The following is a 12,683-nucleotide window of genomic DNA, read 5'->3' as shown; positions in this document are numbered from 1 at the left end:
TTGACATTTTAATAACTTTTAAGTATAATATTTGTAGAAAGAGGAAAGTTAATCTTGCACCAGATATATTTTTATAGGGACAAAAACGGAAAAGAACCAGTAGCGGACTATTTAGCCGAATTAGCAAGCAAGAAAGATAAGGATAGCCGTATTAAGCTCAATAAAATTAGAGACTATGTAAAGACTTTGAGCGAGTACGGAACACAAGTAGGAGAGCCTTATATAAAGCACCTTGACGGCGAAATATGGGAGCTTAGACCCCTTAGAGATAGAATTTTATTTGTCGGCTGGGTAAATGGTAGTTATGTACTACTTCATCAATTTATGAAAAAGACACAGAAAACACCCGCAAGAGAGATTGAAAAAGCAAAGCGAGAACTTGCAGACCTTATAGAAAGGGGCGTAAAGTATGAGTAACACAAATAATTCTGCTATCGGCAGAAGCTGGGAAGAAGTAGAAAGAGAGCTTTTCACCCCAGAAGAAATAGCGGAGAGCAATTTAAGAGTAGCTCTTATTGGAGAGCTTATTAAGGCAAGACAGGAAAAGGGCATAAGCCAAAAAAGGCTTGAAGAAATGAGCGGAGTAAAACAGCCAATCATAGCCAGAATGGAAAAAGGGAACACGAATCCACAGCTTGAGACCGTCTTAAAGATTTTAGCTCCACTGGGAAAAACTCTTGCCATTGTTCCGCTTGATCCTACCAAATAACCCGTATAAGGGCCTTGTGAAAAGCGGGCGTCACCGTAAGCCATCCACTGGCTTTTAAGGGGCGCCCGCTCTATTTTTTAATTGACCAGCAGCCATAAGGCTCCTGTGTAGACAATCTGATATTTGCAGCTCTTTCTGTTATTCATATTTTTTATATATAGCAAGCGTCATTATACCAATTTATCATACCCCCCCCCCCATTTTTCTTGCTTTTTTTCATATTGTCAGATATTATAGACTCATAAATAAATATATGAGGGAGGTACTTCTATGACAAAAAAGAGTACAATGTTAAAGGTCATCTCTATTTTGATGATCATCTTCGGAGCGATTGCCCTGATCATCAGTATCGGCGCAGTTGCTGCACTGGGATTCATCAATGACTTGGCAAGTTCCGTAGGTGTGGAGGGCGTTTCCATGGCTTCTGTAGCTCTTCCTTTAATCGCTTCCATTTTGGAGCTGGTTGCAGGAATCGTTGGATTGGCTTCTAAATCCCGTCCGGTGCTGATGGGCTTTGGGGTGATCGTAGTGCTTATCGCGCTCATCTCCCTGATCGTTAATACCGTATCGAGCGGATTCAACGCTATGAACCTGGTATCGTTCGTTTTGCCGATTCTTTACGTGATTGGCGTTGTGCAATGTAAAGCTTCCTAAAAGAGGTTGCTTCTATCGCTTCACCCTTTTTAACCCCTTCCGCCATCCCTGGGCGGCAGGGGTTTTCCATTTCTTATCCGACCAATTCCCAAAGACTTCCGGTCCATACAAAAAAATAAGCCTTCTTTGTTTTAATTGCATTCGCTGCAAGGAGCGTTTCCCCATCGTAAATGGCATCCTGTGTCCCCCCATTGATTCTCAATTTCGGGGATGCAACCGTGTTCCCGTAAGCAAAGCGCACCAGCAGGAGTGCCCCGGTTGTCTTTTGGAAGCCATCCAGCCGTACCTCTTTGACCTGTGCATCTGCTGCTGTGGTGCACTGGACATAGTGCTTTACGTTTTCGCTTCCGTTGAAGGGAATGCCGTCCAACAGGCGGCCAGTTTTCAGGCATTCCGCCTCTGCCGCCGTCCCTTTTAAGTACCCCTCAATGGTTTCCACCATCAAATCTTCCGACAATTCATAGACCTTTCGGTACACTATCACCGCCAGCGCTTCGTATGCGCCCTGTCCGCACAGGCTCCACACTTCCTGCCCCTCCTCCACAAACAGCACAAAGGGCTCTTTTGTATCCTCATGTTCTCCCCCCGGGATCAGGGCCGCATTCCCCAGATACGGCGTATGATAGGTTTCCCCCTCCAATTCCTTCCTCGCGCAGGCATACACGATTTGGTTCCACCGGACAAAATAGTTTTTCCCTTCCTTCATTGGTTCTGACGCACTCAAAAGCTTCACCTGCCCCGCCGACAGTGCGCCGGTATATTGTGCAACCACCTGTTCTCTTTCTATGGCATCCGGTTTATTCTGTAACGCCTGCTGTACGTAAGCGCGCAGGCGCGCATCGCTTTTTTCGTTCGCGCTTGACGCGCTTTCTGTTCCCGTCTGCCCCTCCATCCGGGAGAAAAAGAAGTTTAGCTTATCGGCCGTGTCATGGATCCAGGTGTCGATGGCTGCCAGGCTTTTTTCCACCTGGCCCGGATTTAGCTCCGGCTTCTTAATGACGATATCACTCATGGCTCCTCACTTTCCGCGCACAACGTCCGCGACAGGGTATAGATCCGCACGTCCCCATGTCCCTCCAGCTTCAGCCGGAAATGGTCGCACCTGGTCGGGCAGAAGGAGAAGCTCTGGCTTTTCACCGTGCCTGGGCCACGCAGCACGCCCACCTCCTGCCAGGGGCCGTCGTCATAGCTGATGCTGAGTACGATCTCCGAGCGGATCGGCAGGTACGCGCGCAGGGTCAGCCGGTTGACGTACTTATAATCCGGATACTCATACCCCATCTCCCCGGTAATGGCGTACCATTTCACATACTCCTCCGATACCTCCTGCTCTAAGTAGGCCATGTTGTCGGCATCTCCAAAGCCGTAGACCTTATTCCCCGCGTAGCCGTACATCTGTCCGGAGACGGAATAGGTGAACGCCTCCACGAAAAGGGAGTCCTCCTTGTGCCACAGGTTGTAATCCATATCATAGACAAACAGGGTGGCATTCCCTTTCGCGTCCCTCATGGAAATATAATACTTGTTTAAGCAGGCGCCCGAGACCGCGTTGTAATACAGGCAGCCTTTCCCTAAGGCGTTTGAGATGGACACCGGTGTGCTGCCGTCATAGATGCAGACGTCCGCCACGCTTTTGTAGAGCAGGTATTCCCCGCAGATCGCCAGGGATTTATACGAGCCGTCCTGCACCCCGCGGCAGTTGGTGGTGACCAGCTGGTACTCGGAAGGATACCGGCCGTAAATCCTGTAGATGGCATTTTCCTTGAAAAATGTTGGATACCCCTGGTATTCGATACAGCCGGTAAAGCAGCCGTCTGACCCCAGGGAGATGGCATAAGCGTCGGAGGAGAGTCCCTCATAGCAGTACCAGTTCTTCGGATCCCCAAGCTTCGAGGCGTAGATCTCATTGACCTGCTTTCCGTTTACAATTCCATAATAGCAGCCCCACACCCGGTTGGCGGATACACACACGTAGTTCAGCGCAGGGACTTTCCGCTCTATGGTAAGACGCCAGGTGCTGTCCGTACTCTGGGTGCGCATCACGCTGTCCCCCATAAGCCCCGTGACCACCAGGTAATCCTCTCCCACGTACTGGATGATGCTTCCGGTATTGATCTCCGGTACGGAGGTGTTCATGGATACGGCATCCCCTTGTGCGAACCGGGTATTTAATTGGCTTCCCGGCACCTGGATCTTCACATAGGTGGTCAATACCACGTTCCACATGGAGGCGTCCGCGTCCCACACATACAGCCCTCCGTCGTAGGTATTCAGCCAGTAATCCCCCTCTTTCATCCCCTCCTTGGGCGCTGTGGTAGAAGCGGTCACGTTTCTCTGGTAGCCGTCAGGATCTGCCGCGTCCAGGGCGTTCCCCGTCTCGTCGCAGACCATGTAGGTGACGGTTACGCCTTCCGGCGCGGTATACGCGCTTCCCAGGCTTCCGTAATCCGCCCGGTCCGCCGTATGAAAGTACAGCCCTAAGGGGAAGATCAACAGGTAGGCGCCAAACTTGATCAGCTGCTGCTCGCTTTCCAAATCTGTCATATAGGAGGACAAATCATACGAAGCGCTGCCCAGGTACAGGGTCCCTCCGGAGAGATAGGCCAGGTCCCCGTCCGTATATAGAAGCCCCCGCACCGCATCCGGCAGGGAAGCCAGGACGGGGCGCTTTTTCCTGGGTGAGATGAGCGGATAGTTGTCCGAGCTTAAGTTTTCGCAGTCGTAAAACTCCCCGTCCCCGATTCTTAGGTTATGGTTATACCCCAGCCACTGGGAGATGGACTGGCGGGTGTTCGCATTGTCTGGTACTTCCGGATAAAACACGGCTTCCTCCTTTCCTACAGGCACTCGTGCCGCAGAAACCGCTTGCTTTTTTTGATAGGCCGGTACGTGCGGTTATAATACTGCTGGAAGGTGAGCATGGCATTATTATACAGGCTCGTCATCTGGTTATAGCGCTTCGTTTCTCCCGCATTTAAAGCCTGGCGCATATCCAGGTAATAGGTATACACATCTTCGTAGGGAGGCGGCGCGAGTAACTCCGATTCCAGGCCCCAGGTGTCAAAATAGCGCTCCGGGTCAAAGGGGGCGCTTGTTTCCTCCCCCGGCTTTGTCCGCGGGGTAAAACGTGGGTCGTTTGAATGGGTGAGGACGGTCTCCCGCAGGATCATCCATTCCACCTTTTGGATCCAGGATAGCTTTACCCCTGTATCGATCTGGTTGGGGCGCTCCGCATCATAGGCGCCGATCAGTTCCTGTGCTGTCATGGGTCTTCCTCCTTCTTTTTTGGCCGTTTCTCTTTTTCGCAAAACAGGCAGGGGATGTTTGCCCCTGCCTGTCCTCTATGCGGCCTTTGTGCCGTTTATACCTGCTCTACGGTTTCCGCGTAGGCGTCCGCTTCTTCCCTGGCCGCTTCCGCGTGCTCCAAGATCTCCGCGATCGCTTTGGGCACCTCCACCTCCACGCCGCGCTGGATCTTATAGACCACGCCGTTACAGGAGGCGATCACGTAGTTCGCCTGCCCTTTTGCCTCTTTTGGAAGCTTGATCCGTGTCTTGTCCTCCTTCCAGGACAGCTGCGGCCCTGCTTCCGTCGCTTTCTGTTTCATCGTCTTCTTCTCCTTTCCCGTGCCTCTAAGGATCAGTTCGCTTCGTCCTTGTCGGAGTAGAAGCTTCCTACCTCCAGGCGCACTAGCCGCTCCTGGTAGAGGATCTTCGCCGCGTGGCTGGCCTTCCAGCCGACCGTACTCCTCTGATCCAGGGGATCGGCTGTCCCGGAAGAGCCTCTCTGCTTCACAATCACCTCTAAGGACTCCGCGCTTGGGTCAATGATTCCGTAGGCGTCACGGCCAAAAATCGTGATCGCGTACACCGCCACGTTTTTTTCGTTCGTATCTTTGTAGGTCCAGACCTTCTGGTCCGCGCTTTCGATGAAGCGCACGTTGTGCAGCTTTCCGATCTCGCCGTTATAGATCTCCTGCGGCTGGGCATATTTATGCACGTCCAGCCACTCGGTGGATTCCCGGAGATCATAAGAACAGGAGGGATGGATGATGGCGATGTAGCCGCCTCCCTCCACCTGGGGCGCGCGCATCTTCTTTAAGAGGGTGACTGCCTGGTTAATCAGCGCCGGCGTGACCTTGTCGGCAGACGTAATGGTGGTCCTTGAAGCCTTCCCCCCGCCGTAGATCACCTGGGTTCCGGTGATCACCTCGTTTCTTGTGATGGTATCCAAAGTTTCTCCGGCCTGAGCGCCGTGCTCCTCCGTTACCCCTAAGATGATGGGATCCACCGCCTCTAATTCCAGCCGGTCGGAGATCGTGGTGTAATCGCCGTACTGGGCGATCGCTCCTTCGATCTTGGTCATGTTGACCTTGTTACCGTCCGGGGTGACGCCCTCGGTCAGCGGCGTTAAGGCTTTGGCAAAGGTTTCAAATTTTCTCCACTCCACCTTGTTTCCGCCGTTTTTCGGCAGCTGCTGCTTCTTCCCGAACTGGTTGAAGTAATTCTCCGAACGGCTGTTTTCCAAAAGCGACGTGTCGTAAAACGTCTTCATGGTGGGGGATAAATCGTTGCCTGTGGTATTTGCTGTGGTCACGTTGGTATTCGGTTCTGCAAAGAGCTGCAGGTTTAATTCCGTGTTTCTTGTATGCTCCAAAGGTGCAAACATCTGTTTCTTCCTTTCCGCGAAGGTTACCGGAACGTGATGCGTTCTCCCCGTTCCGCCCTCGCTTTGATCTGGGCAAAGTCTTTTTGGGTCAGTTTACTGGGATCCAGACTTCCAATTTCCGCGCTCGCCTGGGAGGAGGCACCGTTTTCCGAGGGCCTCGCAAGGCCTGACTGGATGGATTTACTGATCTTTTCCTGGGTCTTCTGCACTGCGTACTGCATGCCTCCGGAGAGGATCTCGTCCTTGTGAACCACCTCATAGACAGTCCGAAGCGGCACGCCCACCGCCACCAGGCGGCCAAAGGCGGGATTCTGCATTTCCGCATGCAGGTCAAAATCGGGATACACCGTCTTTAATTCCTTCCCCGCACGCACTAAGGCATCGTATGCCTTCCGGCTTTCCGCTTCCTTCGCGGCTTCGCTTGCGCTTCTTTGAAGCCTCGCGTTTTCTATCTCCAGCTGCTTCATCCGCTTAAGATCCTCCACCTGCATGCCGCGCTGAAAGGCCTCCTCCTCATACATGGAGTTGTCGTCCACAAGCTTCTGGTAGAGGGCCTCATAGTCCAGCCCCTTCTTCTCGTCCGGTACAAGGCCATAGCGCTGCGCCATCAGTTCCATGGCCGGGCGCATCCTATCAAGGATCGCCTGATGGTCCTTCTGGTTTTTAAAGCGGCTGCTTAAGATCTTCTGTACCTGCGTATCGAAGTCCTTTTTATACTTCCCTTTGATCAGCTCCTCAAAGCGTTCCGTCTGTTCCCCTGCAGGTGCGGCCTGCTCTCCGGCTGTCCCTTCCGGGGCCGGGTTTTCTGCTGTGGTGCTTTCTGGTGCGCCGTCTTCTGCTATGGCAGCGCTTTCCCCTTCTGCAAAGCACTGTAAATCTAACATCGGTTGCATGAATAGGGCAATCTCCTTTTTTCAGTCTGTGGGTTCGGCCCACGGCTCCTTTTTCTGCGGGTTCGGCCCGCGGCTCCTGATCCGGATGCTTTTTCCCCGGGCAAGAGGAAAACACCCGTTTGTCTTACAGGATAGCACGTTTTTTTCGTAAAGTATAGTCTACCCCTTAAGGGGTGATGGGACTCTTTTGCACCCTCACATACTCCGGATAAGACTCCTGCAAAAGAAAGAAGCCAGTCAGGATGAGCGCAAGGTCTTTTTCGGCCTCTTCTCCCTTCGCCGTCAGGAATGCGTCCCCGTTTCTTTTCGTCACCTGGGCCTCTGCTTCTTTTCTTGCTGACAGATGGTTTGCCAGGGTGTAAAAGAGGATGCTGGCGGCGGCGCAGACGATGTCACTTCCCCTGGCTGCATACCCGGCATGGCCCTCCACCCGAAGGCTGCAGCTTTCCCGGCTCTTCTCATAGGTGACCACAATCACCGCGGAGTCGCCGTCTGGGAAGCCCGCTGCCTGGCGTTTGTCATGACGGCATTCTCCCCTCCTGCCGTTTTTGTTTCGCCGCCCTGCGTACGGGCCTGCCCTTCCTGAATCCCCCGGTTGATCCCTTTTGCCATTTCTTCCGCCATCCGGGTCTGGCCTCCGGTTAAGGAATCAATGGTTTCCGCCATCTGGAGCATCTGCTGCTGCATCAGGAGCATCTGCTGGTACATCCCTCCGTTTCTTTGCACCTTCTGTACCACCTGCTGTTTTCCCGTAAACTCCATCATGTCCAAAGCCACCAGGGCCTGGTCCGCGTACTGGGGGTTAAACATGCCGTTCCCATAAAACTGCAGGGCCAGCTCATTCTGAGAGAGCTGGGAATAGGCGCTTTCCTTCTGTGCCTCCACCCGGATATCGAAGACCGGCAGCCGGTATCCCATATCCTGCCCGAATTCCACGCCCTGGTGCTTCGGCTGCAGGCCGGCGTTGCTGTAGGAGACAAATTCCTCCTGCCCCTGCTGCCCGGTGATCCGAAACTCTCTTGGCAGATCATAAAACTGACGGATCAGCTCAATGGCCAGTGTGACCACCTGTTCATAGGCCCGGTAGGTAGTCTTGATCTGGTCCCGGCTGGTTTTTCCGGACTGCTCCTGCATGGCGGCGATGGCTGAGGCCGCCGTCACACCGCTTGCCGTGCCCCCGTTGGTGGTGTCCCGGTTCCCGGCTGTCTCTTTGAGCTCGTCAATCTTCTGGTTTAAAATGGCAATGTAGTTGCTGTTCACCAGGGTGGGCGGCGTAATCGGCACCAGGCTGTCCTGGCTTAGATTCCCGTCCGTATGGACTAACAGCGCGTTTGGATCGGCAAACTCCGTTTCATTCATGCCACCGTCGTTCCTCGTTAAATACCTTGGGTTGGCGGTGAACTGCACGTTTTTCTCGAATGCGTTGTTGTAGATGTCAATGGAGGTCTGGGCGTTTTTGCAGACGTCCACAAACCCAAAACCCACCGGCATGCCCGCTTCCGGAAACAAGGCGTCAAACACGAACGGGTACATCCCATGGTCATACCAGCCCTTTGTCCGCATGCTGGGCGCGGATGGGCGCTCCACATAGCGAACCTGGTACTGCCCGTGTTCATCCAAAGCCGGGTTCCCGCGTTCATCGTACACGCCCTCCGCCTGCACCGTGGTTTCCACTTCCGTATCATTCTCTGTCGCGTACAGCACCTCTTCATCCACAAACTTGCAATACTGCAGGGTGCGCTTCCCATCGATTGTTTTGTGGTAATACCAGTCGATCACCGCCGACTTCCCCGTGGTGGAAATGTTTTCGTCGTACCAGTATTTCTTCAGCAGCGTATCCGTATCCTTGTGAAGCTTCCCCCTCAGGTGGGGGTACTGCTCCTCTAAACGGTCATTGTCCACCAGTTCCACGGAAAAAAAGTGTTCGCTTTTCTGGATGTCAGTCACGCCCGGCTGCCAGAACAGGTTTAAAAGATCTAAGGGCCGGATGCTGATGTCCCCTAAACCTCCCAGCTTGCTTCCATCCCAGAACACCCCGAACACTCCGGTCCCGTGCTTTAGCTTATACCACACCTCCTCCGAGTAGACCGCCTCAAACTCATTCTGCTCCAAGACCACCGGAAGGATGGAGGAGAGCTTTTGTGCCTCCTCTTGATCCCCGATCTCCCGGGGCAGGATGCTTGCCGAAGGATAAGAATCCATAAAGTCCGCGTGCTTGCTGATGATGCAATTAAACAGCCACCCGGAAGCCGGCTTGGGATCGTCTAAGGTTTCCTCGGTCTTTAGTAAATCCCAGTGACGCATCTTAAACCACTTTTCGTTGCGGACGATCTTCTCCTCCAGCATCTTTTTTCCGTCCTTGTAGCGTCTTAGTATCTCCCGCGCCCTCCGAAGCTCATCCACCCCAACGGCGGGAGGCGTCTGCGGCTGCTCATACGGCACAAAACCCGGCATCCCTCCGGGGCCCGGATCGTCTCTCTTCGGGCCGAGAGCATCTCCCTGTGCACGGGAGATCTGCTGCCTGAGAGGGCTGGAGGCTGTCCCTTTGGATGTGCCGGCTGTTTCTCTTGTCTCCTTCTTTTTGCTCATGCTCTGTCTCCTCCTATAAACCTTGTTTTGGGTTTCTTCACCCGCTGGTTGAGCGGATCGTCTGCCAGCGAACGTTTTTGCTGCGGCGCCCTTGGCGCGATGGGGCGGTCCATGCACAGATACCGAATTTCGTCTGCGCAGTTGTGCGCTATCACTCCGCCTTGTATGACAAAATCATGGGTGTCTTCCACCTCCATGTTGTATACGTCTGCTTCACCGGCAAACTCAACCTTTATTACTTTCAAGTTTGATTCTCCTCCTCCGATACGCAGCCTTGCAATTATTACTGCAAAAATGATTTCTTCCTTCCCCGTAATGGTAGATCGTCGAAAACTCCTTCTCGCAAAAAGAGCAGTGATAGACTCTTGGCTTTGCAACGATTCGGTTTAATTTCCCACGCATGGAATGCCATTTCCTACCCTCTTCGCTTTTATGCCAGGCTGGGGCTGCTTGTATCGCTTTGTATATGCTTTTTCTTGATCGTTCTTTTTTCTCCGGCGTCATATGCATGGACAAATGTTCGCTCTTTTCCACCAGTAGCAGATTCTCAATCTGATTATTGCTCCGGTCACCGTCCTTATGGTGAACATGAAATCCTTTCGGTATCTCTCCCCTGTGATATTTCCATACTTCCCGATGCAGGCGTTTCCCTTTGCGTTGAAAATAAAGCCCACAAAGGTAAAAGCGTTCGCCTGCGAACTCTTGAATTGTGTCTGATATTTTACTTACCTGCATATCCTTAGCTCCTTCCCCTGCAGTTCTCCAATCGGGCACCACCCCTCATGTTCAGTCAGGATCCTATGATCTTCTGTCCCCGTAAACTGCGTCCCATCTTCCAGCGTCACGGTAAACACCTTGGCCTTTTCTCTGGTCCTCCTTACGTCGTGATATTTATGCCACTTACCATCACTTGATCTTACCTCGCCACTGCTTCCGACCAGATCCTTGATTTTCCTTTGCCCTGTCCGTGTTGTTATCTGTGTGTCACCCACAAGGCAATGATCTTCCAGATTAGTATCCAGATCCTCCGGAATGGTTTCTGAGTACATCATAAGCGGCAGCGTCCGGATCGCCGCTTTGCAGTTGCTGAAGAAATACATCATGGGAATCCCGTGTTCGTCGAACTGCAGCCGGTAATGGACCTGCATCCAGCCAGCAATCCGTTTATGGTCTCCTTTCTCGAAATAGATCCCGTGCTTCGCCGCCGTCTCCGCCACAGACTGGCCACTGGACGCCTCCCAGATGGCCGGGTCGGCCACTCCCTGGATGTGCTTGCCCTTCAGGTATGGGTGCTCGTCTTCGATCTGGCGGATCTTGGAAAACTGCTCCTGCGGCGTCCACTTAAGGCCCTCATTCGGCGTATTTCCGCAGCCATACAGCTCCAGGATCCGGTACAGCCGGCCGTCCTGGTCCACGGCCCACCAGGCGCAGGAAAAAGGCTTGCTGTAGCCGAAATCGTAGGATCTGTAGATCCTCCAGCCAATGGGAATGTCAAAGGGCTCGATCACATGGGTCCAGGCCCGGTCCTCATAGTGCTTGGGATCGTCTAAAAACTCCTCAAAAAACTGCCCCTGAAAGATGTCCCAGCTTCCATTCAGCCAGGCCTCCCGAAGCTTTGGAGGCAGCGCCTCCAGCATCCGCAGGTACTCCGGATCTTTGCTCATCAGTGCCTGGTTATCCGTTACCTTCGCCTGGATAAAGGAATAATCCTCCGGGTTTTCCCCATCCACGTAGCGTTTATCGATAAAGATCCGTTTGATGTAAGCGTGCCCCTGGCCTCCCGGGTTGCAGGTATAATAGATCCGTTTTGGAAAATCGTTCGCCCCACGGCAGCAGGCGGCAATCACCTTTAGCTGGTATTCCGACAGCTGGGTGGCCTCGTCCACGAAGATCACATCGAACTCCGCCCCCTGCAGCCTTCCCAGGTCATCATCTCTTTGGCAGTAGGCAAACTCGATGGTGCTGCCTGTCACAAAGGTGAAGATCCTCCGGGTGGCATTGTATTTGGCAATCCCAAGCGGAAGCAAGAGATCCTTTAACTGCCGGATATGGTTCTTCTCCAGCTCCTCATAGGTCCTTCGCACGATCAGCATCTTGATCCCCTCCCGCCGAAGACCTAAGATGATTGCCTTGAACCGGATCGACCAGGACTTCCCGCCGCCCCTGGCACCTCCATAGCCTACATACCTGTGCGTATCCTTTAAAAACATCCACTGTTTTTCACTGGGTTCGTTTAGCCTAAGGATGACCTTTTTCATCGGTCTGCCTCCTCTGCCTTTTTCAGCTCGATCTCTATCTTCGTCTGCTCCTGCTCCTGTGGTTCTATGCCGTAATATTCCTTCAAAGCCCTTATCGCCGTCTGCTTGTCGTACAGCTTGATCATCGGGCGCCCGTAAGGATCAAACCGTATTTCCTGGATCGCCCGGGTATCGAGGGAGTCCAGATCCTTGATTTTGGCCGTTAAGCGTCCGCTTTTGTCCCTTCCCAGCTCATACACCTTCCCCAGATCCGCCGAGGCAATGGCGATCTCTGTTTCCAGGATCAGGGCCCGCACGGAGGCTGCGTCCTGCCCCGCAAGATCGATGGCCCTCTGCTTGAGCGCTTCCCGCCTCTCTGCCACCTTTGGATCCTTCAAAAGCTTCGAGGCCTGCGCATCAATCGCCGAAACCTTCCAGTTCTTACAGCCATAGGCGGCCTTGTAGGCGTCCCGCTGGGTGGCGCCACGCAAAAGCTCCTGCACAAACCGTTCCTGCTTGTCCGTCAATTTCGTTTTCCTGTTCATCTGCTGCCCTGCCCTATAGTCTTTATTGTGACATATTTGGAGGGATTTTCATACCTTACCCCTAAGGGGGTAAAATGGGGGCGTTTGGGAGGAATTTTGCAGGTGGCCATTTACCTTAGGTGTTACTTAGGTGTTTTTTGGCCCTTAAAAATGCCGGCAGTACCAGTATTTATGCGGGGTTTGGGGGTGTGGTAAACTGCCCGGTTTTGGAGGGTGTTTTTTAGGGGGTATCGGCCCTTTTTTAGGGGGGAGAGACCCTTTTTGGGGGTGAAAACGCTCGGCCTTGTCTCACCCCCTTCCAAAAACGGGAAAAAGAGCGGGCCTTGATCCGCTCCAAATGCGCATATTTCCTATACTCCAGAGTATCCCGTAACTCATGCCCCTGTCG

At 53.1% G+C, this 12,683-nt stretch carries 15 protein-coding genes; 3 read left to right on the top strand and 12 right to left on the bottom strand.

Going from position 1 to position 12,683, the window contains the following annotated elements; genetic code table 11:
- Nucleotides 1-54 precede the first annotated feature (54 nt).
- The 3 genes from H9Q79_RS14315 to H9Q79_RS14305 all read left to right on the top strand — a co-directional run bounded on the left by H9Q79_RS14315 (nt 55) and on the right by H9Q79_RS14305 (nt 1,363).
- The gene (locus tag H9Q79_RS14315; protein ID WP_118647195.1) at nt 55-417 is read left to right on the top strand and encodes a type II toxin-antitoxin system RelE/ParE family toxin; all 363 of its coding nucleotides are present in this window, start codon (nt 55-57) and stop codon (nt 415-417) included.
- Entirely contained in the window at nt 410-709 is a 300-nt protein-coding gene (locus tag H9Q79_RS14310; protein WP_118647197.1) for a helix-turn-helix domain-containing protein, read from the top strand. The genes H9Q79_RS14315 and H9Q79_RS14310 overlap by 8 nt, the downstream gene beginning before the upstream one ends.
- 270 nt (nt 710-979) lie before the next feature.
- Complete coding sequence (locus tag H9Q79_RS14305) at nt 980-1,363, top strand: hypothetical protein (protein WP_249328583.1); 384 nt, start codon at nt 980-982, stop codon at nt 1,361-1,363.
- A 73-nt stretch (nt 1,364-1,436) separates the two neighbouring features.
- On the opposite strand, the gene H9Q79_RS14300 is transcribed toward H9Q79_RS14305, so the two are convergent.
- The 12 genes from H9Q79_RS14300 to H9Q79_RS14250 form a co-directional block, all read right to left on the bottom strand.
- Nucleotides 1,437-2,375, bottom strand: coding sequence for a hypothetical protein (locus H9Q79_RS14300; protein WP_249328582.1), 939 nt, complete (start codon nt 2,373-2,375; stop codon nt 1,437-1,439).
- Nucleotides 2,372-4,186, bottom strand: coding sequence for a hypothetical protein (locus tag H9Q79_RS14295; protein WP_249328581.1), 1,815 nt, complete (start codon nt 4,184-4,186; stop codon nt 2,372-2,374). Before H9Q79_RS14295 ends, H9Q79_RS14300 begins: the two co-directional genes overlap by 4 nt.
- A 14-nt stretch (nt 4,187-4,200) precedes the next feature.
- Nucleotides 4,201-4,629: a hypothetical protein gene (locus H9Q79_RS14290; protein ID WP_118647205.1), complete on the bottom strand. Its 429-nt coding sequence runs from the start codon at nt 4,627-4,629 to the stop codon at nt 4,201-4,203.
- A gap of 95 nt (nt 4,630-4,724) precedes the next feature.
- Complete coding sequence (locus H9Q79_RS14285) at nt 4,725-4,970, bottom strand: hypothetical protein (protein ID WP_118647207.1); 246 nt, start codon at nt 4,968-4,970, stop codon at nt 4,725-4,727.
- Nucleotides 4,971-5,002: 32 nt separating this feature from the next.
- Nucleotides 5,003-6,031 carry a N4-gp56 family major capsid protein gene (locus tag H9Q79_RS14280; protein ID WP_118647209.1) on the bottom strand — a complete coding sequence of 343 codons (1,029 nt, stop codon included), beginning with the start codon at nt 6,029-6,031 and terminating at the stop codon, nt 5,003-5,005.
- Between the two features lie 23 nt (nt 6,032-6,054).
- Complete coding sequence (locus H9Q79_RS14275; RefSeq protein ID WP_147371490.1) at nt 6,055-6,924, bottom strand: hypothetical protein; 870 nt, start codon at nt 6,922-6,924, stop codon at nt 6,055-6,057.
- Nucleotides 6,925-7,090: 166 nt separating this feature from the next.
- Complete coding sequence (locus tag H9Q79_RS14270) at nt 7,091-7,402, bottom strand: ribosomal-processing cysteine protease Prp (RefSeq protein WP_249328580.1); 312 nt, start codon at nt 7,400-7,402, stop codon at nt 7,091-7,093.
- Nucleotides 7,399-9,513, bottom strand: a complete 2,115-nt coding sequence (locus H9Q79_RS14265) for a portal protein (RefSeq protein ID WP_118647215.1) — start codon at nt 9,511-9,513, stop codon at nt 7,399-7,401. Before H9Q79_RS14265 ends, H9Q79_RS14270 begins: the two co-directional genes overlap by 4 nt.
- Nucleotides 9,510-9,758, bottom strand: coding sequence for a hypothetical protein (locus tag H9Q79_RS14260; protein ID WP_118647217.1), 249 nt, complete (start codon nt 9,756-9,758; stop codon nt 9,510-9,512). Before H9Q79_RS14260 ends, H9Q79_RS14265 begins: the two co-directional genes overlap by 4 nt.
- Nucleotides 9,739-10,248 (bottom strand): HNH endonuclease signature motif containing protein, encoded by a 510-nt coding sequence (locus H9Q79_RS18685; protein WP_408646439.1) that lies wholly within the window; start codon nt 10,246-10,248, stop codon nt 9,739-9,741. Before H9Q79_RS18685 ends, H9Q79_RS14260 begins: the two co-directional genes overlap by 20 nt.
- On the bottom strand, nt 10,239-11,771 hold the full coding sequence (locus tag H9Q79_RS14255) for a phage terminase large subunit (RefSeq protein ID WP_249328579.1): 1,533 nt from the start codon (nt 11,769-11,771) through the stop codon (nt 10,239-10,241). The genes H9Q79_RS18685 and H9Q79_RS14255 overlap by 10 nt, the downstream gene beginning before the upstream one ends.
- On the bottom strand, nt 11,768-12,295 hold the full coding sequence (locus H9Q79_RS14250; RefSeq protein ID WP_118647223.1) for a terminase small subunit: 528 nt from the start codon (nt 12,293-12,295) through the stop codon (nt 11,768-11,770). The genes H9Q79_RS14255 and H9Q79_RS14250 overlap by 4 nt, the downstream gene beginning before the upstream one ends.
- Nucleotides 12,296-12,683 lie beyond the last annotated feature (388 nt).

Origin of the sequence: Wansuia hejianensis (assembly GCF_014337215.1) — a bacterium.
Lineage (GTDB): Bacteria > Bacillota > Clostridia > Lachnospirales > Lachnospiraceae > Scatomonas > Scatomonas hejianensis.
This window is presented reverse-complemented; position numbering and strand designations above follow the sequence as displayed.

Coding starts and splice junctions, on each gene's coding strand:
- H9Q79_RS14310 (WP_118647197.1), top strand. CDS start 410: ATGAGTAACACAAATAATTCTGCTATCGGCAGAAGCTGGGAAGAAGTA.
- H9Q79_RS14305 (WP_249328583.1), top strand. CDS start 980: ATGACAAAAAAGAGTACAATGTTAAAGGTCATCTCTATTTTGATGATC.
- H9Q79_RS14300 (WP_249328582.1), bottom strand. CDS start 2,375: ATGAGTGATATCGTCATTAAGAAGCCGGAGCTAAATCCGGGCCAGGTG.
- H9Q79_RS14290 (WP_118647205.1), bottom strand. CDS start 4,629: ATGACAGCACAGGAACTGATCGGCGCCTATGATGCGGAGCGCCCCAAC.
- H9Q79_RS14285 (WP_118647207.1), bottom strand. CDS start 4,970: ATGAAACAGAAAGCGACGGAAGCAGGGCCGCAGCTGTCCTGGAAGGAG.
- H9Q79_RS14280 (WP_118647209.1), bottom strand. CDS start 6,031: ATGTTTGCACCTTTGGAGCATACAAGAAACACGGAATTAAACCTGCAG.
- H9Q79_RS14275 (WP_147371490.1), bottom strand. CDS start 6,924: ATGCAACCGATGTTAGATTTACAGTGCTTTGCAGAAGGGGAAAGCGCT.
- H9Q79_RS14265 (WP_118647215.1), bottom strand. CDS start 9,513: ATGAGCAAAAAGAAGGAGACAAGAGAAACAGCCGGCACATCCAAAGGG.
- H9Q79_RS18685 (WP_408646439.1), bottom strand. CDS start 10,248: ATGCAGGTAAGTAAAATATCAGACACAATTCAAGAGTTCGCAGGCGAA.
- H9Q79_RS14255 (WP_249328579.1), bottom strand. CDS start 11,771: ATGAAAAAGGTCATCCTTAGGCTAAACGAACCCAGTGAAAAACAGTGG.
- H9Q79_RS14250 (WP_118647223.1), bottom strand. CDS start 12,295: ATGAACAGGAAAACGAAATTGACGGACAAGCAGGAACGGTTTGTGCAG.